The organism is Variovorax beijingensis (genome assembly GCF_003951285.1).
In the GTDB taxonomy this organism is placed as follows: Bacteria; Pseudomonadota; Gammaproteobacteria; order Burkholderiales; family Burkholderiaceae_C; genus Variovorax; species Variovorax beijingensis.
The window spans coordinates 1-20,008 of the sequence record NZ_RXFQ01000025.1; the positions used below are offsets into that span (position 1 = coordinate 1).

At 68.4% G+C, this 20,008-nt stretch carries 19 protein-coding genes; 6 read left to right on the forward strand and 13 right to left on the reverse strand.

The annotated features are described in order from the left end of the window. Nucleotides 1-1,751, reverse strand: a 1,751-nt coding sequence (locus tag EJO66_RS29110) for a carboxylesterase family protein (RefSeq protein ID WP_240648872.1), incomplete at its 3' end; no start/stop codon positions are given. A 90-nt stretch (nucleotides 1,752-1,841) separates the two neighbouring features. Then, nucleotides 1,842-2,786 carry a LysR substrate-binding domain-containing protein gene (locus EJO66_RS29115; RefSeq protein WP_125966827.1) on the reverse strand — a complete coding sequence of 315 codons (945 nt, stop codon included), beginning with the start codon at nucleotides 2,784-2,786 and terminating at the stop codon, nucleotides 1,842-1,844. A 195-nt stretch (nucleotides 2,787-2,981) separates the two neighbouring features. Between EJO66_RS29115 and EJO66_RS29120 the strand changes: the two genes are divergently transcribed. Both EJO66_RS29120 and EJO66_RS29125 read left to right on the forward strand, forming a co-directional pair. Further along, the gene (locus EJO66_RS29120) at nucleotides 2,982-3,575 is read left to right on the forward strand and encodes a hypothetical protein (protein ID WP_125966828.1); all 594 of its coding nucleotides are present in this window, start codon (nucleotides 2,982-2,984) and stop codon (nucleotides 3,573-3,575) included. Nucleotides 3,576-3,718: 143 nt separating this feature from the next. Next, nucleotides 3,719-5,500 (forward strand): alkaline phosphatase D family protein, encoded by a 1,782-nt coding sequence (locus EJO66_RS29125; protein ID WP_125966829.1) that lies wholly within the window; start codon nucleotides 3,719-3,721, stop codon nucleotides 5,498-5,500. A 36-nt stretch (nucleotides 5,501-5,536) separates the two neighbouring features. Here EJO66_RS29125 and EJO66_RS29130 read toward each other — a convergent pair whose 3' ends face one another. Genes EJO66_RS29130 through EJO66_RS29155 form a run of 6 tightly spaced genes read right to left on the reverse strand, consistent with a single transcriptional unit; the run spans nucleotide 5,537 to nucleotide 11,349 of the window. After that, a complete protein-coding gene (locus EJO66_RS29130) occupies nucleotides 5,537-6,343 on the reverse strand; it encodes an AadA family aminoglycoside 3''-O-nucleotidyltransferase (RefSeq protein ID WP_125966830.1) in 807 nt (268 codons plus the stop codon). A gap of 51 nt (nucleotides 6,344-6,394) precedes the next feature. Continuing rightward, nucleotides 6,395-7,381 carry a Bug family tripartite tricarboxylate transporter substrate binding protein gene (locus EJO66_RS29135; RefSeq protein ID WP_125966831.1) on the reverse strand — a complete coding sequence of 329 codons (987 nt, stop codon included), beginning with the start codon at nucleotides 7,379-7,381 and terminating at the stop codon, nucleotides 6,395-6,397. Nucleotides 7,382-7,433: 52 nt separating this feature from the next. Beyond that, nucleotides 7,434-8,402, reverse strand: a complete 969-nt coding sequence (locus tag EJO66_RS29140; protein WP_240648875.1) for a Bug family tripartite tricarboxylate transporter substrate binding protein — start codon at nucleotides 8,400-8,402, stop codon at nucleotides 7,434-7,436. Next, nucleotides 8,399-9,205 (reverse strand): citryl-CoA lyase, encoded by an 807-nt coding sequence (locus tag EJO66_RS29145; RefSeq protein ID WP_125966832.1) that lies wholly within the window; start codon nucleotides 9,203-9,205, stop codon nucleotides 8,399-8,401. Before EJO66_RS29145 ends, EJO66_RS29140 begins: the two co-directional genes overlap by 4 nt. A 12-nt stretch (nucleotides 9,206-9,217) precedes the next feature. Next, nucleotides 9,218-10,138 (reverse strand): dioxygenase family protein, encoded by a 921-nt coding sequence (locus EJO66_RS29150; RefSeq protein ID WP_125966833.1) that lies wholly within the window; start codon nucleotides 10,136-10,138, stop codon nucleotides 9,218-9,220. A 47-nt stretch (nucleotides 10,139-10,185) separates the two neighbouring features. Beyond that, nucleotides 10,186-11,349 carry a CaiB/BaiF CoA transferase family protein gene (locus tag EJO66_RS29155; RefSeq protein WP_125966834.1) on the reverse strand — a complete coding sequence of 388 codons (1,164 nt, stop codon included), beginning with the start codon at nucleotides 11,347-11,349 and terminating at the stop codon, nucleotides 10,186-10,188. Between the two features lie 122 nt (nucleotides 11,350-11,471). Between EJO66_RS29155 and EJO66_RS29160 the strand changes: the two genes are divergently transcribed. Continuing rightward, nucleotides 11,472-12,383, forward strand: coding sequence for a LysR substrate-binding domain-containing protein (locus EJO66_RS29160; RefSeq protein WP_125966835.1), 912 nt, complete (start codon nucleotides 11,472-11,474; stop codon nucleotides 12,381-12,383). Nucleotides 12,384-12,399: 16 nt separating this feature from the next. On the opposite strand, the gene EJO66_RS29165 is transcribed toward EJO66_RS29160, so the two are convergent. Further along, the gene (locus tag EJO66_RS29165; RefSeq protein WP_125966836.1) at nucleotides 12,400-13,245 is read right to left on the reverse strand and encodes a nucleotidyl transferase AbiEii/AbiGii toxin family protein; all 846 of its coding nucleotides are present in this window, start codon (nucleotides 13,243-13,245) and stop codon (nucleotides 12,400-12,402) included. Beyond that, complete coding sequence (locus EJO66_RS29170; protein WP_125966837.1) at nucleotides 13,242-13,859, reverse strand: type IV toxin-antitoxin system AbiEi family antitoxin domain-containing protein; 618 nt, start codon at nucleotides 13,857-13,859, stop codon at nucleotides 13,242-13,244. The genes EJO66_RS29165 and EJO66_RS29170 overlap by 4 nt, the downstream gene beginning before the upstream one ends. Nucleotides 13,860-13,981: 122 nt before the next feature. Between EJO66_RS29170 and EJO66_RS29175 the strand changes: the two genes are divergently transcribed. After that, nucleotides 13,982-15,133 (forward strand): hypothetical protein, encoded by a 1,152-nt coding sequence (locus EJO66_RS29175; protein ID WP_125966838.1) that lies wholly within the window; start codon nucleotides 13,982-13,984, stop codon nucleotides 15,131-15,133. A gap of 59 nt (nucleotides 15,134-15,192) precedes the next feature. On the opposite strand, the gene EJO66_RS29180 is transcribed toward EJO66_RS29175, so the two are convergent. The 3 genes from EJO66_RS29180 to pdxR all read right to left on the reverse strand — a co-directional run bounded on the left by EJO66_RS29180 (nucleotide 15,193) and on the right by pdxR (nucleotide 18,635). Next, complete coding sequence (locus tag EJO66_RS29180) at nucleotides 15,193-15,471, reverse strand: hypothetical protein (RefSeq protein ID WP_125966839.1); 279 nt, start codon at nucleotides 15,469-15,471, stop codon at nucleotides 15,193-15,195. Nucleotides 15,472-15,881: 410 nt separating this feature from the next. Continuing rightward, the gene (locus EJO66_RS29185; protein ID WP_125966840.1) at nucleotides 15,882-17,126 is read right to left on the reverse strand and encodes a glycerophosphodiester phosphodiesterase; all 1,245 of its coding nucleotides are present in this window, start codon (nucleotides 17,124-17,126) and stop codon (nucleotides 15,882-15,884) included. 63 nt (nucleotides 17,127-17,189) lie between these two features. Continuing rightward, nucleotides 17,190-18,635: a MocR-like pyridoxine biosynthesis transcription factor PdxR gene (gene pdxR, locus EJO66_RS29190; protein ID WP_125966841.1), complete on the reverse strand. Its 1,446-nt coding sequence runs from the start codon at nucleotides 18,633-18,635 to the stop codon at nucleotides 17,190-17,192. A gap of 87 nt (nucleotides 18,636-18,722) precedes the next feature. On the opposite strand from pdxR, the gene EJO66_RS29195 reads away from it, so the two are divergent. Further along, nucleotides 18,723-19,472 carry an NAD-dependent epimerase/dehydratase family protein gene (locus EJO66_RS29195; protein ID WP_125966842.1) on the forward strand — a complete coding sequence of 250 codons (750 nt, stop codon included), beginning with the start codon at nucleotides 18,723-18,725 and terminating at the stop codon, nucleotides 19,470-19,472. Further along, nucleotides 19,469-20,008, forward strand: coding sequence for a cupin domain-containing protein (locus EJO66_RS29200; RefSeq protein ID WP_125966843.1), 540 nt, complete (start codon nucleotides 19,469-19,471; stop codon nucleotides 20,006-20,008). The genes EJO66_RS29195 and EJO66_RS29200 overlap by 4 nt, the downstream gene beginning before the upstream one ends.

Consider the following 20,008-nt stretch of genomic DNA (forward strand, 5'->3'; position numbering starts at 1 on the left):
CCAAGCAGGGCGTCCCAGACACCCAGTTGTGCGAACTTGGGCACGGGGCCGATCGTCGCCACCGCGGCGTTCTGTCCACCGAACGACGCCGCGGAGTCCGATGCGCCCGAAAAGCGCGGCCAGCCGAGCTCCGGCGCCAGCCGTGCATTTCCATCGCTTGCGAACGACAGCACCGCGGTCATCCATGCGTCCGACTGCTGCGCTTCGGCAGCGCCTGCCCCCACCTTGTCCCGGTAGTAGTCGAGCCCGAAGCTGCCGAACAGCATGGGCAATTCCGCGCAATGGGGCACGCCGCGCCCCGGCGCCTGTATCTGATGCGCATAGGTGGCGTATCGGACATTGCCTCCGTCGCCGGCGACCTTGGCGGCATAGCGCACGCTGAAGTTGCGAAGGACGCGGTCGCCATAGATCTCGATCCACACATCACCCGGCGCGGTCGACCGGCCTTCGCGTGCAGCTGCATCGGTGTATGCGTCGATGACCGTATCGGCATTCGCCTGCGAGCCACCTGCTTGTGGTGTCACGAGGGCCAGGAGCTCGGCGCGGCTGGCGGGCAACGCCGGCGTCAGCCGTGCCTGGGTGATCGGGTCGTAGGCATCGAGGAAGAACGATCCCTCCGTCAGCGTATTGGTGATCACGAGGGGAAGATCGCCCGGCCATGCAGTGCGCGTCCAGTCGGAAAGGCAGACTTGGCCGTCCATGATCGGTGCTGCGCGCAAGCCCCTGCCGGAGGTGATGCCCGCCGGCAATGGCTGCGCATTGAGCGCGAGTTCGGCCTGGTGCAGCGTCGAAGCCGGAATGTCGCGCAGGCCCGAGGGCGTTGTCTGCAGCCTGGCGGCCAGCGCTTCGGCATACCTTCCAGCATCGGCCAGGGTGAAGCCGGTGGGCGCCGGCATCCCGGCCGGGCTCAACAGCATGGCCTTCTGGAAGCAGGCCCGCGCCACAGGGTTCTGCGCCAGGATCGCGCCGCTCGTGCCGCCGGCGGACTGCCCGATGAGGCAGACATTGGCGGGATCGCCACCGAAAGCCTCGGCGTTGCGCCGCACCCACTGCAGCACCGCGATCTGGTCCTGCAACTGCCAGTTGGCCTGCGTCCCCGTGTCGGGATCGACGAGGTCCGGATGCGACAGCGTGCCCATCGCGCCGAGCCGGAAATTGGCGGTGACGACGACCATGCCCTTGCGCGCGAGAGCCTCGCCGTTCATCAGCGGCATGCTGGTGGCGCCGGTGCGCCATGCGCCGCCGTGCAGCCACACCACGACGGGCAGCTTGCGGCGCTGGCTTGGCGCCCACACGTTCAGCGTCAGGCAATCCTCGCTCTGGACAGCAGGAGAGGGATAGATCCAGGTCACGTACGCCGGCAAGGTCTGCAGGCTGGCTGCCCCGAAAGCCGTTGCATCGAACACGCCGCCCGGGGCTTGGTACGGCTGCGGCGAGCGAAACCGCAGGGCGCCGACGGGCGGCTGCGCATACGGGACGCCGAGGAAAAAAGCGACGGCGTCATCCGCCGTGCGCTGGCCTTTCAATGTGCCGGAGCTCGTTTCGACCACGGGTGCCGAGGCCGGCGCGGGTGCAGGGGCGGGTGTGGGCGCGGGAGGCGTCGCCGCAGCGGGCAATGGGAGAAAGCCGCCGCCGTTGCTGCCACCACCGCCGCAGCCACTCAGCGGCACGGCGGCCAATGCGCCGGCGGAAAGGATGAAACGGCGCCGGCTGGTTGCCGAATGCTCGCATGGGTCGCTCGAAGTCGTCATGTGCTTCCTTGTTCGCCGGCCCGGGATGGTGCCGAAGCGGCCGCGAGTCTAGGAAGGATGACCGCCGCATGACAGGGCCGGCGGCGCAACTCAGCTTTCCAAAAATGCGTTGCCTTGGCCGGGCTTTCCGAGTACCGAGGCCGCTTCGCAGAGTTCGTCCAGAAAAAGGCGTCCCGCGATGGTGAGATCGCGCCGCGAGGGGTAGAGCGCAAAAAGCGAGATCGGCGGCGGCGTCCAGCCGGGTGCGATCAGGCTGAGATGCCGGGCCTTGAAGTCCGCGGTGCACATCGACGCGGGCAGCTGCGCCACACCGAGCCCCGCGAGCGCAGCTTCGCGGATCTGCAGCAGGCTGTCGCTCGTGAACTGCACGCGCACATCGATCTCTGCGTCGCCCTCGTGCGCGTGGCTCAGCAACCAGCGCGCGGCATGCGGCATGAAAGTCCAGCCGATCGCCGGGCAGCCCTGCAACTGCGCGGGAATCATGGCGCCCGGCAGCGCGTCGCGGACCTTGGGCGATGCGACGAGCACGTAGGGAACGTCGGCCAGCTTGCGCATCACCAGGCTCGAGTCGCGAAGCGGCTTGACCGAAGGGCGTATCAACAGGTCGACGGGATCGCTGAACGCCGAGGGCCGGCCGTCGGTCGCGTCGAGCGTGATCGCCACGCGCGGATGTCTCCGGCTGAAGTCGATGGCCAGCGGGCCCACGAGCATGGCACTCAAGGCGATGGGACACGAGATGCGCAGCGTCCCCGATGCCTCGCCCAGGCTGTCGCGCGCGGCGGACAGCGCGCGTTGCGCTTCGGCCCGGATGTTCGCGCCGTGCGCATACATCCGCTGTCCGATGTCGGTCACCTTGAACCTGCGCGAATTGCGCACGATCAGGCTGACGTTCAGGCGTTTCTCGAGCCCCGAGATGCGGCGGCTGAGCCGCGACACGGGAATGCCGAAGCGCTGGCTCGCGGCGCTGAACCCTCCTGCCTCGACCACGGCGACCAGGGCCATCAGGTCGTCCGCGACATCTCCGGTTTCGTCCATCTTCGGCTCTCAAGGCAAAAGACGGCATTGTGAGTTGGCCGTGCACCTGGCGGCGACCGACGAGGCGGCCCGACCTGCCGTGAGCAAAACGCCCGGTCGCAGCAGGGTCTTGGCAGAGCTTCACCTTCAGGTGCTGTAGCGTGGCGTCGGCAGCCTGGCCACCCTCGGCATCGTCCCAACACCATCAAGCCCCGAATGCAGCAACAAGTCATCTCCGCCCACGACATCTTCCCGCACATCCGCATCGTCATGGGCATGGTGATCGGCCTTGGCGTCACGCGGCTCTTGTCGGGCGTTGCGCGCATCGTGCAGCACCCGGCGCAGTACCGGCTCTATGCGGTGCACCTTGCCTGGGTCGCTTCGGTCCTGCTGGCGCTGGTGCATTTCTGGTGGTGGGAGTTCGGGCTCTACCAGATCGAGAGCTGGACCTTCGGCACCTATGCCTTCATCGTGAGCTACGCGATCGTCCTGTTCCTGCTGTGCGCGCTGCTCTTTCCGGACAGCATGCGCGACTACGCGAGCTATGAAGACTATTTCTATGCCCGGCGCGCCTGGTTCTTCGGCCTGCTGGCCGCGACCTACCTGCTCGACGTGGTCGACACGCTGATCAAGGGCGAGGCGCACTATGCGCGCTTTGCGCTGGAGTACCTGATCCGCACGCCCGTTCTCGTGACGCTGTGCATCGTGGCCGCCAAAACGGCGAGCCAGCGCTTTCACACCGTCTTCGTGGCGGCCACGCTGGTCTACCAGCTGTCGTGGATCTTCAGGCTCTTCGACACGTTGAACTGACGGCACGCCGTGCGCTGCCGGCCGACGCGCGCATCGGCGGCAGCCTACGTTGAAAACCAAGGCCTTCACATTCAATGGCGCCGACGTCGAACGGGGACCGAGGCGTGCCGTGCGCCTTGCCGTCGGCGGATCAGGAGACAGCCATGCGCATCCACGACAAGAAGAACAACAACGGCGAGCCAAGCCATGCCGTTCACGATGAAGGCACCGACCCCCCGCAAGCCCTGAGCGGCACCACCCGGCGCTCGCTGCTGCGCAGCGCCGTGCTGTTCGCGATGTTCTCGGGCAGCGGCATCGGCCTGACCGCCTGTGGCGGGGGCGGCGGCGGAGGAGGGGGCATCGGCATCGGTGGCGGAGTGGGGGGCGGCCGTCCGCCCGACGCCGGCTCGGTGTTCAAGCACGGGATCGCGAGCGGCGATCCGTTGTCCGACCGTGTGATCCTCTGGACCCGCGTGACGGCCTCCGCGCCGGGCACCCTCAACGTCGAGTGGGAAGTGGCCAGCGACGAGCGCTTCGGCATCATCGTTGCGCGCGGCACCGCGAGCACCGGCCCCGAGCGCGACTACACGGTCAAGGTGGATGCCATGGGGCTCCAGCCGGCCAGCACCTATTTCTATCGCTTCTTCATGGGCAACGACCGCTCGCCCATCGGCCGCACCCGCACGCTGCCGGTGGGCGGCGTATCGCAGGCCCGGCTGGCGGTGGTGTCCTGCTCCAATTTCCCGAGCGGCTACTTCAATGTCTATGCCGACATTGCCAGGCGCACCGACATCGACGTGGTGCTGCACCTGGGGGACTACATCTACGAGTTCGGCCGGGTGGGCTTTGCGTCGCAGCTGGCCATTGCCATCGACCGCGAGTCGAATCCCGACCACGAGATCCTGACGCTCGCGGACTACCGCCTGCGGCATGCGCAGTACCGCACCGACGGCGACCTGCGCGCCCTGAATGCGCGGCTGCCCATGATCGCGGTATGGGACGACCACGACCTGGCCGACGACGCCTGGTCCGGCGGGGCAGAGAACCACGACGAGGCGACCGAGGGCAGCTTTGCGGCAAGGCGCGCGGCGGCCGTGCAGGCCTACCACGAGTGGCTGCCGACGCGGCTGCCCGACCCGGCCAACCCGCTGCGGATCTACCGCTCCTTCGACTTCGGCACGCTGGCTTCGATGCACATGCTCGACACCCGGCTGATCGGCCGCGACAGGCAGGTCACGCTCTCGCAGTACCTGGCCGGCGAGGCCTCGGCCCCCACGCGCCAGCTGATGGGCCAGCCGCAGGTGGACTGGCTGTCCCAGCGCATGGCCGCATCGCCCTGCACCTGGCAGGTGCTCGGCCAGCAGGTGCTCATGATGCGCATGGTCATTCCCTTGAGCATCGCGACCGACTTCAGCCTCGAGACGCTGAGCGCCTACCTGACGGCGCAGGCGCTTCCGGATTCCGCGCGCAGCGACAGCCAGCGCGCGCTGGTCACGCAGCAGAAGGTGCCCTACAACCTGGATGCGTGGGACGGCTACCCGGCCGCGCGCGATGCCGTCTTCGCCATGGCGCGCAACCAGGGCAAGAACCTGATCTCGCTGGCCGGCGACACGCACAACGCCTGGGCCGGGAACCTCACCGACGCCTCCGGGCAGCGGGTCGGCGTGGAATTCGGCACGTCCTCGGTGTCGTCGCCCGGCTTCGAGCGGGCGCTGCCGTTGATCGCCAACGACCTGCTGGCCGATGGCTTCCGGCGCATGATCGAGGACCTGCGCTACGCCGAGACCAGCAAGCGTGGCTATGTCGTGCTGACCCTCACGCCGGCCGAGGCGCGCTGCGACTACATCGAGGTCAGCACGGTGCTGAGCCGCGACTATTCGGTGAGGACCGCCGCCACGCTGCGTGTGTTGCCGGGTGCCGGCAACCTGCAGGTGCTCGCTGCCTGAGCGGCCGCGGCGCCGCCTGCGTGCCAGCGAAATGGTTCAGCGTTCGAACCTTCGGTGCGAACAGAGGCTCTCGATGACAGCCCGCGTGTAGCGCACGTATGCGGCCACGTCGCCGGGGCGATCGGCTAAGCCGTCCGGCGCACGGCCCAGGTAAGCCGCATGCGCGTTCGCCAGCACAGGCCGGTGCTCGCCGGGCAGGCGCTCCAGCGCCCATGCGGCGGCGGCATCCTTGGGCGCGATCTGGCCGGTGCACGCACTGAACCAGATGCGCGCGAGCGCCAGCACCACATTGCGCTCGTCGCCCTGCCAGTCCGGCGCGTCGTTCCACTGCGCCACGGTGTCCAGCAGCGAGCGCGAAAAATCGGCGCGGGGCACGGGGTCGAACAGTTCGTCCGCGGGAAGGCCGAGCAGGCAGACGCTGTGCTGCCGGAGCTTGCTGAGCAGGATCGCAAGGTCATGGTCCGGCACGGCCGGCTCCACGATGCCGGCCTGCAGCGCCTCGCGCAGCCATTCGCCGAACTGCAACTCGCGCAGCGGCGGATAGCGCCAGGGCACGACCTCGTCCCGCACCAGGACCGTCACTTCGAGCGGGCGCCATGGTCCATCGGCGCCGGGGCTGCCCGAGACCGACAGCAGGTCCATCATCAGCGCATGCCGGACTTGTGCGGCCAGCGGCGCTTCCACGGTCACCATCAGGTCGATGTCGCTGTGCGGCTTGAGCCCTCCATCGACGGCCGAGCCGAACAGGTGGATGGCCTGGAGCGTGCCGGCCAGGTGATGCGCGAGAACGGCGCGCGCCCGCGCCAGCTGCGGGATGATTTCGGGTGGCAGTGAAGCGGTCATCACGGCCGATGTTAAGGGCCGTGAGGAGCGGGAGGCGATGGGCGCCGCAGCTCAATCCACGCGGATATTGCGCGCCTTCACGACGCGGCTGTAGATCTCCGCATCGCGGCGCACCATCGCGCTCATCTCGGTGCGCGTGACGCCCAGCGGCTCGCTGTTGAGGTCCTTGATGCGCTTGGCAAGGTCCAGGTCCTTGCTCGCTTCGACAAACACCGCGTTGAACCGGTTGAGCACCGCGGCGGGCGTGTTCGCGGGCGCCCAGATGCCGTGCCACGACATCATCGAGAAGCCCGGCATCACCTCCGAAAGCGTGGGCACGTCGGGCAGCGCGGGGTGCCGCGTGGGGCCCGAGTAGGCGAGCGCCTGCACGCGGCCGCTGCTGATCAGCGGATAGCCCGTGGCGATGGGCTCCATCAGCGTGTCGACCTGTCCGCCGACGAGGTCGGCGATGGGGCTCGCGCGGTAGGGCACGTGCAGCATGGTGATGCCCACTTCGTCCTTCAACGATTCGACGATCAGCTGCGAGGGGCTTCCCGCGCCGTACGAGGCGTGCGAATAGGTGCCTGGCTTTTCCTTGGCCGCGGCCACGAGTTCCTTGATGGTCTTGGCCGGGAACTTGGTGTTGGCGATCAGCACGAGGCCCTGGCGCATCGTGGTGGCGACGGGAACCAAATCCTTCTCGGGGTCGAAGGGCAGCTTGCTGTAGATGTAGGGGTTGATCGTGAACGCGGTCGACAGGTTGTAGAGGAAGGTGTAGCCGTCCGCCGGCGCCTTGGCAACGGTGTCCGACGCGAGGTTGCCGGCCGTGCCGGGCTTGTTGTCGATGAGCACCGGCACGCCGAGCTTGCGGCTCGCGTAGTCGCCGTACATGCGCGCGAAGATGTCGGGCGGCGTGCCGGGCGCGAAGCCCACGACGATCCGGATCGGCTTGGTGGGCCACTCCGCGGCCTGGGCGCTTGCATGGCCCGTGGCCAGGATGCCGGCGAGGCCCAGCACCAGGCCGAACATCATCTTGACGAGGTTTGTTGTTGAAAGCATGGCTTGTCTCCTTGGGCTATGGGTGCCCGTTTGTTGGGTTGTTCTGTCTTCTTCAATCCACTTGCGCGCCGGAGCGGCGCACGGCTTCGCCCCACTTCGCAATCTCTGCCGTACCGAAGGCGGCCATGTCCGATGTGTTCATCGCCATGGGTTCGATCCCCTGGGCCGCGAGCTTGTCGCGCACTCCGGCTTGGGCGAGTACCGCCTGCGTGGCTTCGCGCAGGCGGTCGCGCTGCGCGGCGGGCATGTCGGCCGGCGCATACAACATGAACCACGCGACCAGGTCGAAGTCCGGGATGCCCTGCTCGGCCAGCGTGGGCACGTCGGGCGCAGCCATGCTTCGCCGCGCGCTCGATGCGCCCAGCGCGCGCAGCCTGCCGGCGCGGATCTGCGGCAGCACGGCGGCCGGGTGATAGAACATGAACTGCACGTTCCCCGCCATCACCTCGGTGAGCGCCTGGGCGCCGTCGCGGTAGGGCACGTGCACGAAGTCCTTGCCGAGCCGCAGGTTGAGCAACTCGCCCGCCAGGTGACCCGAGGTGCCGTTGCCGGCCGAGGCAAAGCTCACCGACTTGCCGCTGGCCTGACGCAGATCCGCCACCGTCTTCCACGGCGCGGCGGCGGGCACGACCAGCAGCGTGGGCGTGGCGCCGACGAAGCCCAGCGGCAAGAAGTCGCGCTGCGGATGGTAGGAAAGCCGCTTGTAGAGCGTCGCGTTGATGGCATGCGTGCCCACGGTGCCCAGCAGCACGGTGTGTGCATCCGCCCCCGAGCGGGCCACCAGTTCGCTGCCGATGGCGCCGCCCGCGCCGGGCCGGTTGTCGACGATCACCGCCTGCGAAAGCTGGCGCCCGAGGGCTTCGGCCAGCACCCGTCCCACGATGTCGGTCGTGGTGCCGGCCGCGAAGGGCACGACCAGCTTGAGGGGGCGCGCGTCGCCTGTCTGCGCCCATGCGCTGCTGCTGCCCTGGGCCAGCATTGCTGCTGCGGCAACGGCCAGGATGATGCGGCGCTTCGTCACCGCGCCTCCCTGAAGCCCGCGGGCACGGTGCCTTCGTATTGCAGCTCGCGCGTGGCCTGGTAGGACAGCGCAAAGCCGCTCGGCGTCTCGGCCTCTTCCGCGAGATGGGCGATCAGCCCCGCGGTGCGCGCGAGGATCGGCACGCCGCGCAGCGATGCCACCGGAAAGCCCACCCCGAGCAGCACCGCCGGAATCGCCGCCGAGACGTTCATGCGCAGGTCCTTGCCCACGATGCCCGGGATCGCTTCTTCCAGCGCCTGCGCGATGCGCACATAGCGCAGGTCGGCACCGGCCTGTGTCGCCACGTCGATCAGCCGGTCGACGCGCGGATCGCGTTCCTTGTGCAGCGGATGGCCGTAGCCAGGGATCGCGGCGCGCGCGGCCTTGAGCTCGGTGATGGCCGCGGCAGCGGCCTGCGGCAGCGTGGCGCCCGCATCCACGCGCGCTGCCACGTCGATGAACAAGCGCCCGGCCGTTTCCGAAGCGCCGAGGATGACGGAGCCGCAGCCGAGGATGCCGGCCGCCACCGCGCCCTGCAGCGCATCGGGCGCGGCCGCGAAGGTCATGCGGCTGGCCTGCACGCTCGGCACGAGGCCGTGCTCGGCAATCGCCACCAGCGTGGCATCGAGCATGGCGCTGCACGCGGCATCGGGGCGGCGCCCGGTGAGCAGCAGGAAGAAATAGTCGGTGAACGACAGGTGCCCGATCAGCTCCTGGCACAGGTCCTGGCCGCGCACGACGATGGTGTGTTCGTCCGAGGTGCAGATGGCGGTGCGCGGGACGGTGGACTTTCCGATTTTCATGGGCGTGGTCTTTCAGGCGTGTCGGGGTTCGAGGCGGAAGTCGTAGTGCGCGGACCAGTAGGGCGTTTCCATCGGCCTGCCGTCCGGCGCGCGCCCCGGCGGGTGGGACTCGAAGTCCACGACGAGCCGCGGCCGCACGCCGAACACGGCGTCGGATTCGATGTACGGGCTGCCTGCCACGAAGAGGTGCGTGGTCACGGGCACATGGCCCGGCGCCGAGACCATCATGTGGATGTGGCCGGGGCGGTTCGGATGGCGGCCCATCGCCTCCAGCATGCGGCCGACGGGGCCGTCGACCGGGATCGGATAGAAGCTCGGGCGGATCGACCAGAACCAGTAGCGGCCTTCGTGGTCGGTGCGGATGCGCCCGCGCGCCTGCATCGCGGCGCCTTCGAGCTGCATGTCGTACACGCCTTCGCCGTCGCCCGACCAGATGTCGAGCAGCGCACCCTGGAGCGGCTGGCCGTGGGTGTCGGTGACGCGGCCGCTGTAGAAAGTCGGCTCGCCGCGGGCGCCCTGGGCCACGTCGGCGCCGAGCGGCAGGTCGGGCGCGCCCTCCCAGTAGAAGGGGCCTTGCACGGTGGCGTGCGTGGCCTCGGTGAGCTCGGTGGCTTGCGTGGCTTCGCTGGCCTCGACCCGGCCGCGCTTGCCCGCGGCGGCGCGCAGCTGGTCCAGGATCACGACCATCATCGAGGCGCCCAGCGTGTCCGACAGCAGGATGAACTCCTGACGCTTGTCGGTGCAGGTCTGGCCCGTGGCGGTCAGGAATTCGATGCCCTGCATCCATTCGTCCGGCTTCAGGTCCACTTCGCGGATGAAGGCATGCAGGTGCGTGATCAGCGACTGCATGAGCTGCAGGAAGCGCGCGTTCCGCGTTCCCTTGAGGCTCTGCAGCACGGTCTGCGTCAGCTCGCTTTCGTTCGATGGGGTCATGGCGTTCTTGTCTCCTGGCTCGTTGTGTTCTGGAAGGCTGTGCGGGGTCAGCGCGCGACGGTGGGCGGTTGCCCCAGGCGCTGGCGGATCGGATCGACGATGGCCGCGTTGTCGGCGCCGAGCATGGGCGGCGCCGTCACCTCGAGCGCGCGCTCGCCGTCGAAGCTCACGGGCGAGCGGATCGTGTGCCACTCGCCGCCCTCTGGGTGCGGCGCGCTCACCTGCAGCTGCAGGTGCCGCGCCTGCGGGTCTTCCATCGCTTCGCGCGTGTCGTACATGGGCGCGTGCGGCACATCCTCGGCCTCGAGCCGCGCGCACCACGCCGCGCGGGTCTGCTGGCGGAACAGCCCGCCGAGCAGCGCGATCAGGTCTTCCTGGTGCGCGATGCGCGCCTCGCGCGAGGCGAAGCGCGGGTCCGCGAACAGGCGAGGGCGCTCGATGGCATTGGCCAGGCCCTGCCAGAACTTCTCGGGCGAGGACATGTGCAGCGCGATCCACAGGCCGTCCGCGCACTCCAGCACGTAGGACTGCGAGACGCTCGGCCGGCTGAACGGACCCATGACCTCGCTCTCCGAGAAGAAGTGCGTGAACGCGTCGAGGTTGAAGTGGCACATGGCCTCCAGCATCGACACCTCGACCGCGCGCCCGCGGCCGGTGCGGCCCCGTTCGACCAGTGCGCCGAGCACGCCGTAGGCGGCATAGAAGCCCGTCATGGCATCGGCGAGCGCGGGACCGACCACGCGCGGGTTGGCCGGGTTCACGAGCAGCTTGAGGAAGGCGCTGGCGGCCTGCGCCACCGTGTCGTAGGCGGGGCGCCCCGCCGCGGGGCCGGTCTGCCCGAAGCCGCTGATCGCGCAATACACGAGCCGTGGATTGAGCGCCCGCAGCCGCGACTCGCCAGCGCCCAGCCGCTCGGCCGCACCGGGGCGGAAATTCTGGATGTAGACGTCGGCGTCCTTGACCAGCTCGTCGAACACGGCCGCGTCCTCGGGCAGCTTCGGGTTGAGCGTGACGCTGCGCTTGTTGCGGTTGTAGGTCTGGAAGTGCGGGCTGTAGAGGCCGCCGCGAAAGGCGCGGAACGGATCGCCCGCGCCGGGCTGCTCGATCTTGACCACCTCGGCACCCAGGTCCGCGAGGAACATGCCGGCGGCCGGTCCGGTGATGAACGTGCCTTGTTCCAGCACCTTGATGCCGCTGAGGACTTTTTGCACCGGGAGGTCTCCTGTCGTTGTTGTGGGGCCGGAGAAACTTTAGGTTGCATCCGAGAATTCGGAAAATGATTGTTTTCCATCGTTAGCATCGATGCCATCGATCATTGCTTCCGGGAAACGCCATGGAACTCAGGCACCTGCGCTACTTCATCGCCCTGTCCGGCTCGCTGAATTTCACGCGCGCGGCCGAGCGCCTGCACGTCACGCAGTCGACGCTGTCGCACCAGATCAAGCAGCTCGAAGAGGAGATCGGCGTTGCGCTGTTCGACCGCATCGGCAAGCGCGTGAGCCTGACCGACGCCGGCGACGAGTTCCTGCACTACTGCACCAAGGCCCTGCACGAGATCGACCTGGGGCTCGGCGCGCTGCGCCAGGACAGCTCCGAGGTGGCGGGCGAGCTGCGCGTGGGCTCCACGCACACCTTCAACCTCGGCTTCATCCCCGACTGCATCGCGAGCTTCCAGGGGCGGCATCCGCGCGTGAAGGTGGTGGTCGAGGAACTGTCGGCCGACCAGATCGCCGCGCGCCTGCAGCAGGGCACGCTGGACCTGGGCATCGCCTACCGGCCGAGCGCGCCCGGGCCGCTGCAGTTCGAGCCGCTCTACAACGAGGAGATGGTGCTGGTGGTGGCGAAGAAGCACGCGCTCGCGCGGCGCAAGCGCGTGCGCATGGTGGAGCTGCACCGGCTGCCGATGGTGCTGCTGCCGGCCAGCTTTGCCACGCGCCAGATGCTGGACGAATGCTTTCGCTCCTGCGGTGCGCAGCCGCACGTGGTGGCGGAGATCAACACGCTGGCGCCGATGATGGACCTGGTCGCCAAGACGCAGCTCGCATCCATCGTGGCCGCGAACGTGGTCAACCCGCTCTCGGGGCTCGTCGTCATCCGGCTCGAAAGCCCCACGCCCGTGCGCACGCCCGGCATGCTGTGGTCGCCGGTGGCGCGCGACGCGGCGGCCACGCGCGCGTTCTCAACCATCGTGCGCAAGCTGGCGCTGCGCAGCAGCCTGCAGGGGGCTGGCCCGCGCGTGCGGTAGCGGCGGGGCCGGTTCTTCAGGCAGTTCCGAGCTTCTGGAATTCGCTGCGCAACAGCACGACGACCGTGGAGAGGGCCAGGTCGCCTAACCGGTTCCTTTGGAGGAAGGCGGCCCATTGCCCCTGTTTCGCCGGATCCTGTGCGAATGCATCGCTCAACCCCGAGGGCACGGTACCGGGCACCGCCAGTTGCCGCCGCGCGAAAGTGGCATCGATCGCGCGGCCCAGTTCGGCGGCTTCCAGCGCACCCTCGGTGAGCAGCACCCAGAGATCGAAGTAGTCCTTCATGCGGGTATTGGCCATGCCCAGCAGGCACACCGCATGAAACTTCTCGGCCACCACCGTGTATTTCGGATAAGCGCGCAGCTGCGGCGCGGGCAGGTCTTCGAGCAGCACGGGGTAGCTTACGGTTTCAGGTGCCGGCGTGACTGCATCGCCAAAACCGATATCCACCTGCAGCGCGAGGCGCGCGCCGTCCAACTTCGCAAGCAAGTCGATCCGTACACCGCCGTAGCCCGCCTCCTTGCGGATCACCGAGCCCCTGACCGAGGCTGTGTCGAACGCGATGCCGTCGTCCACTTCGATCTGGCAGATCTCGCGGAAAGCCAATATCGCGGTGTCGATGTCATCCGGACCAAAGCCCAGCAGATCTGCGTCGCGCGTCGGCCGATGCGGCTGGTCGTACCACAGCGAAAACAGCAGCGCGCCCTTGAGCAGGTAGTTGGCTGCATGCGGCGACACCGAGAGCCGGTACAGCAGCCGCTCCAGCCCGTAGCGGGTGAGCGTCAGGTTGAAGTCCTGCTTCGTGGCATTGGCGCGCTGCTTCAAGCGGGCGCGGACGGACGCTGCGAGATTGCGGCTCATGCAATGACGCTTTCCAGGTAGGGCCGCATGACATTGGCCACGCGATTTACCGTTGCGTAGTGCCAGAGGGCATCCATCGACAGCTTGCGCTGCGACCAACCATCTCGCAGCGCTTCCAGTGCCGCGTCCAGGCCGATTTTGTTGCGGTACTTGAAGCAGTCGGCCACCGTCTTGGCGGCATTGAATACCGGCACTTGCACGCCGTCGATCTCGACGAGGTCGACGCCTTCGGTCAGGGCCGCCCCCGACATGCGCACCACGCGAAGCGCGGGCTGGTCCAGCCGCGGCGTGGGCGAGTGATGGGGAATCGCCATCCAGACCTCGAACGGTGCCTGAGTGCCAATGCCGTGGACGCGCAGCGCTGACAGCAAGCACACCACGCCACGCGGCACCCGCAGCGCCGCTTCGGCCAGGGACCGATGCTCGCTGAGCGCGCGTCCCGGAAGGCTGTAGACGCCGCGGGCAACGCGTTCGAGCCTGCCGGCAGCAACAAGCCGGCTGAGAACCATCGTCGGCAGGCCGTGCGTTGCAAGATCTCGCGCGCGCAGCAGTGGCTGACGCTCGGCGAGTGCCAGCGCGGCTTGCTCCAGGGTGGGATCGGAGTGCAGTGTCACTGTGCTAGTTTGTTGCAATTACTAGTCAATTGTCAATAAATGACTAAATATCGCACCGCGAAGGCGTGAGCACGTACTCGGTCTCGGTAGCGAAGGCGTTGGGAGGCTGGTAGAAGCACGGCATGACCGTCTCGCTCGCGGCCTCCCTCATCGAACTCGCACTCGGATCGGAACTCGGGGCTTCCGGCGATGCCGGGCGCAATCGCTGCACGCTCGAGGGCGTGACGTGGCAATCCCTGCCGGACGGCGCCGTCGAACTCCGGGTCCGGCGGTTCGAGGCGATGGCGCTGCGGCTTGCGTCGGATCCGTTTGTCCTTGAAATCGGCCGCATCGACGTGCATGAGCTGGTGGCCCGGCTGCGCGCCGAGGCCGGCGTGCCGCGCCTCGTTTCCGTCCACGCGGACAGGGCCGAGTGCTCGGGATTGAAGCTGCATGGCCCGCTGGTGCTGCCGCCGCAGATCCAGAAGATCCGCGAGGCAAGCCCCGGCGCGGGCGCAGCGGCAGCAACGCCCCGCGGCGCAGCCGGCCATGCGGCTGCCGATGCGTGGCATCTTGCACCCCTCGGCGAGGCCGAAGGCACGATCCGCGGCCAGATCACCGACGCGCATCTGCTGTTCGACGCCGACGTCGCGGTGCCCATCCGCGACGGGCAGATCGACTTCAACGAGGCGACGGTCGAGCATGTCGGGCCTGACTCGCGCATGGGCGTGAGCCGGATGGGCATCTACGTCGACGCGCCCAACGGGCGCAGCTACCTGTACCAGTTCGCCGCGGCGCCGCTCGCGGGCGTGGTGTTCGAGCACCGCGGGGCCTTGCTGGGCCCTTGGGTCTCCGAACGCGGCAAGTTGCAGCTGCAGGCCTTTGCCGAATCGATGTTGCGCCAGGGCCACAGCGGGCCTGGCCACGGGCTGACACAGCAGGCGCGCCTGCTGCTGGGCCGCACGTCGCTCTCGGGCGAGCTGCGGCTTGGCGAGGGGCTCGTTGCCGTGCCGGGCCTGCAAGTGCATCTGGAAGGGCGCCATGCGATCGGACTGCACTCCCGGTCCGTCGGCCGCGGCCTCAAGGTGGAGATGGCGTCACTCGCGGCCCGCGATGCCGCGGCGGCCTGGAAGGGTGCGCAGATGGGCTTCGACCGGGCGACGGCGAAGCTGGCGATCGAGATCCTGGTCGAAGGTCCGGCGATGCGTTTCGCGCTCCACGTCGAGAATGGCACCGCCGAGGGGCTGCGGATCGATCTTCAGCAAAAAAGGCCGGACGGCAGCGAAGGGACCTGAGGCAAGCGCACCTCGCTGAAGCGCATGCGGCGAAGGCCGCGCCGGCACTTGGGCGTGTATCAGGGGGCGAAGCCGTTGAGGCGCCAGAACGCTCGCAGGATCAGAGCCTCCACCAGCCACCATTGGCCGACCAGCAGGCCGACGGCTGTTGCTGCGACAGGCCAGGCCCTGAAGCCGGTCTGCAGGAGAAGTCTCGCCGCGAACACGGCGCTCAGGCCAGCCAGCAGCCACAGGAGCGCGTAGTACCACTCGCTTGCGAAAAGGGTCCTGTAGGCCAGGAAGCTGAGAGTGGATGCGCAGGCAAAAGGCACCCACGATCTGGCTGGCCGCAGATTCATCGGGCCAGGACCATGGAGACATGCGCGAAACCGTTCGTGAGCATGTCGGGATGGTAGCGATCCCCTAGGATGGCGGCATGAAGAGTCTCCCGCGATCCGCAAAAGCCCCATCTGATGGGAGACTGCGTTCCGGCCTGATTGCCATCGCCGTGTTCATCGCCTTTGGCGTTCTGGGCCTGATGTTCGGGTTTGGCCGGAGCAGTAACTCGGCGGGCGCAATGGGCAGCGAGGTTTGCCGCGCGACCTGCGAAGCTCGAGGGTGGAGGGATGGCTCCCTGGTCGCTCCCGAACACGGCACGACGGGCGCCCCCAATGGCCCCAAGGCGTGCCAATGCCGGTGAGGCTCAGCCTTTCCGTGGACTCTCACTAGAACTACTCCGCGGAGGGCCGCGATTCCCGGCAGCACCCAATCAATCGTTATTGCGCTCGCACTTGCGCGAGTTGACGAGGCAGGCGGCGTAGTCTGGATCGTGCTTGAGCAGGAACATCGCGCGCGCCGCGACCGCCGTGTCCGCGAAATCGCTGAACACGCCGTCGACGCCGGCCTCGTAGAACGCGAGGTATTCATTGACCGCGTTGCCGCCGAAGCTGCCGGTCAGGCGCTTCTGTTCGCTGCGGAAGGTATACGGGTGGACCAGCAGTCCCAGCCGATGCGCATTGGCAATCACGTTGGTGGGGGGCAGCAGCACGCGGTCGCGCTCGTCGATGGCGCCGTCGCCGGTCACGTCGGCGCATGCGCCTGCCTGCACGGTCTTGCATGCGCTCGAAATCAGGTACGGCTTCCACGGGCCGATGCCATCCGCATAGCCCTTCACTTCCTGCAGGCCGCGTGGCGTCAACAGATCGCTGAAGAGGCCGTCGCGGTTCGACACCACCCAATCGTAGGGTTTGTCGTAGGGCTTGCTGAGGTCCAGCGTGCCGTCGGGCTTGACGTCGTTGGCGTCCACCAGCTGGATCAGGCGCACGCTCGTCTTGCTGCGCAGGTAGCGGAGGTTGGCGGTCTCGAAGGACTGGATGAAGACCGGGGCATTGCGCTGATTCCAGCCGGCCGCGCTCAGCACGTTCAGCAGCCTGTCTTCCAGAGGCAGGCCGATGCTCTGGTGATAGGTGGGGTGCTTGGTCTCGGGATAGATCCCGATGCGCCGTCCCTCTTCGCGGGACTTGCGCTTGGCCAGGTCGATCACCTCGGCCAGCGTCGGGATCTGGAACTTGCCGTTGAAGGACTGGTCGCGCTCGGCAAAGGACTGCACGGCACGCAGCTGCTTGATCTCGGCCAGCGTGAAATCGCTGGCGAAGAAGCCGTCGGTCGACACGCCGTCGAGCATGACCGTTCGCCGGCGATTGGCGAACTGCGGCAGGTCCTTGACGTTGGTGGTGTCGATCAGGTTGGGCTCGTGCCGGGCGATCAGGTGGCCATCCTTGGTGGCGACCAGGTCGGGCTCGATGTAGTCGGCGCCCAGCGAGATGCCGAGCGCATAGGCCTCCAGCGTGTGCTCGGGCAGGTAGCCGTTGGCACCGCCGCGATGGCCGATCACGAGCGGCGCATTGTCGGCGCGGCGCCTTGCGTTCTCCTCGTGCGCGGTGGCCGGCGCCGCGGCGGCGAGCAGCAGGCCCAGGCCGAAGAACGCATTGCAGATCTTTTTCAGGGTGTGCATGGAAGTCTCCTCGCTGTTGTGCGGGCGGACCTTAGGCCGCCTGCATGACAGGCCGGTGAATTCTCATGGCTTTCGGTCCAGGGCTGTCCGCAACATCGTTGCAAGCTGTTGCGCGTGTATCGCGGAGCCGATGTTGGTGAAGCCCATCAGCAACCCCGCGTCGCGGAAACTTGCCGTGCCCCGCGCGGACAGCGGCTGGCAGTTCAGTCCGGCGCGCTGCGCCCGGCGCGCCAGTTCCTCGTCGCCTTCGCGCCGCCGGTCGAAGCGCGCGATCAGGTGCATGCCACCGCCCTGCAGGTCGATGCGCACTTCGTTGCCGAAGGCCTTCAGCAGCGCGGCCGCGAGCATGTGGCGGCGGCGCGCGTAGAGCAGCCGCATCTTCTTCAGGTGGCGCGAGAAGTGGCCTTCGTGCATGAAATCGGCAACCACTGCCTGCGTGAGCTGCGGACATCCGTTGGACCCTGTGCGCGCGGCCTCGCCGAAGGCGCCGCGCAGCGCATCGGGCACTACCACGTAGCCGAGCGCCAGGCCGGGGTACAGCACCTTCGAGAAGCTGCCGGCGTAGAGCACGCGGTCATGGCGATCGAGGCTCTTGAGCGCGGGCAGCGGCGGGCCGGCGTAGCGGTATTCGCCGTCGTAGTCGTCCTCGACGATCCAGGCCTTCGCCTGCGAGGCCCAGTCAAGCAGCTGCAGCCGGCGCGCGAGCGACATCGAAACACCCAGCGGTGCCTGGTGCGAGGGCGTGACGACGGCCATCTTCGCCTTCGCTGCCTTGCGCATGCCGCGCGCAACGACCAGGCCTTCTTCGTCCACCGGCACGGGCACCGTGCGCTGGCCGGCGCTGCGCAGCACCTCCTGCGTTGGCGGATAGCCCGGGTCTTCCACCCACACGCGATCGTCCCTTGCGAGCAGCGCATGCGAAATGAGCGCGAGCGATGCGCGGTAGCCGCCGGTCACGAAGACCTGCGACGGATGGCACGCGACGCCGCGCGACACCCGCAGGTAGGCGGCAATGGCCGTGCGCAGCAACGGGTGGCCCGAGGGATCGCCATAGAACATGTCGGCCGCGGTTGTTGCCCTGGCGCGGCGCGACACCAGGCGCGCCCAGAGCTTGCGCGGGAAGGCATCGAGCGCCGGAATGCCCAGCTGCAGGGGCGGCGGCGGCGCGGGGGCGGCCAGTTCCTGTTCCGCGGCCCGCGCCTCGGCCTGGCGGGACGTGCGGCGCGCCGACCGCGGAGAAGGCAGCGAGGGCGAGACCACCGTGCCCGCCTGGCCCTGCGGCGAGAAATAACCTTCGCCCGCGAGCTGGTTGTAGGCCGCTTCGACGGTGCCGCGCGCCACGCCCAGTTCGCTGGCCAGGCTGCGCGCCGAGGCCACGCGGTCGCCGGGGCGGAGCAGGCCTTGCTCGATGGCCGTGCGAAAGCGCTCGTAGATCTGCCGGTGCAGCGGCGTGGACATTGCGCGGTCGATCGCGAGGAGGGCGGTTGGAGATTTCTTCTTTTGCGTCATGGCCCATTCATTTTGACGAATCTTGGCTCTTTGGAATGGGACATCGAAAACCTAAGCTTCGTACAGCCCATGGAAAAAGGACATGCGATGAGCGAGAAGGTATTCGTGGCGGGTGCGGCCGGGGCCATCGGCAGCGCGCTCGTGCCCCTGTTGGTCGACGCGGGCTACGCCGTGTACGGCAGCACGCGGCGCACCGAGCGCGCGCAGGCGCTGGAGGCACGCGGTGCGGTGCCCGTCGTCGTCGACGTGTTCGACGCGCCAGCGCTGCGCGCGGCGCTGATGCGCATCGCACCGGCGATCGTGATCCACCAGCTCACCGACCTGCCGCCGGACCTCGATCCCAAGCGGATGGCGGATGCCGCCCATCGCAATGCACGCGTGCGCACCGAGGGCACGCGCAACCTCGTGGCCTCCGCGGTGGCGGCCGGCACCCGCCGGCTGGTGGCGCAGAGCATCGCCTGGCTCTATGCGCCCGGCGCGACCCCGCATGTCGAGGAAGACCCGCTCGATCTCGCGGCCGAGGGCACGCGCGGCGTCAGCGTGGGCGGCGTGGCGGCGCTGGAGCGCAGCGTGCTGGGCACGGTGGGCCTCACGGGGACGGTGCTGCGCTACGGGCAGTTCTACGGTCCCGGCACGTCGACCGCCGCGCCCAGGGGCGCGTGCCCGGTGCACGTGGAGGCCGCGGCCTGGGCAGCGGTGCTGGCGCTGCGGCATGCACACGGCGGTATCTTCAACATCGCCGAGGACAACCCCGAAGTCAGCAGCGAGAAGGCCAGGCGCGAGCTGGGCTGGAGTGCGTCGCTGCGGCTGCGCCAGCGGCAGGGAGTTGCATCGTGAAGGCGGGCCGGCTTCATCGCGGCCCGCTCGGCGCCGGCATTGCGGCGCTCTCCCTGGTGCTGGCCGCCGGCTGGGCGCTGATGCCGCATGGCAACCGGCAGGAGGCAGCGCAATGGTTCGCCGATGTGTGCAGCAGCGTGGCCCGGCCGATGTTCTCGTCGGCCCCGGCGCCCGCGGGTTCGGGCGCCGATGCGAGGCCTGCGACCTCGGTCAAGGTGCTCTCGTGCGAGGCGCTGCCGAACGTGCCGGGCAAGGCGGTGACCACCGTGCTCGTCGACTTTCCGCCGCTGGCCTATTCGCCGGCCCATCGGCATCCGGGCTCGGTGACCGCGATCATCCTCGAAGGCACCATCCGCTCGCAGCTCGGCGGCGCTCCGGTGGGCACCTACAGGAGCGGCGAGACCTTCTTCGAGCCGCCGCGCACGCTGCACCTCTTTGCGGAGAACCCCGATCCGGTGCGCCCGGCGAAGCTGCTGGCGGTGTTCGTTGCCGACAAGAACTGCGGGCCGCTCGTGCTGCCGCCGGATGCCGATTGA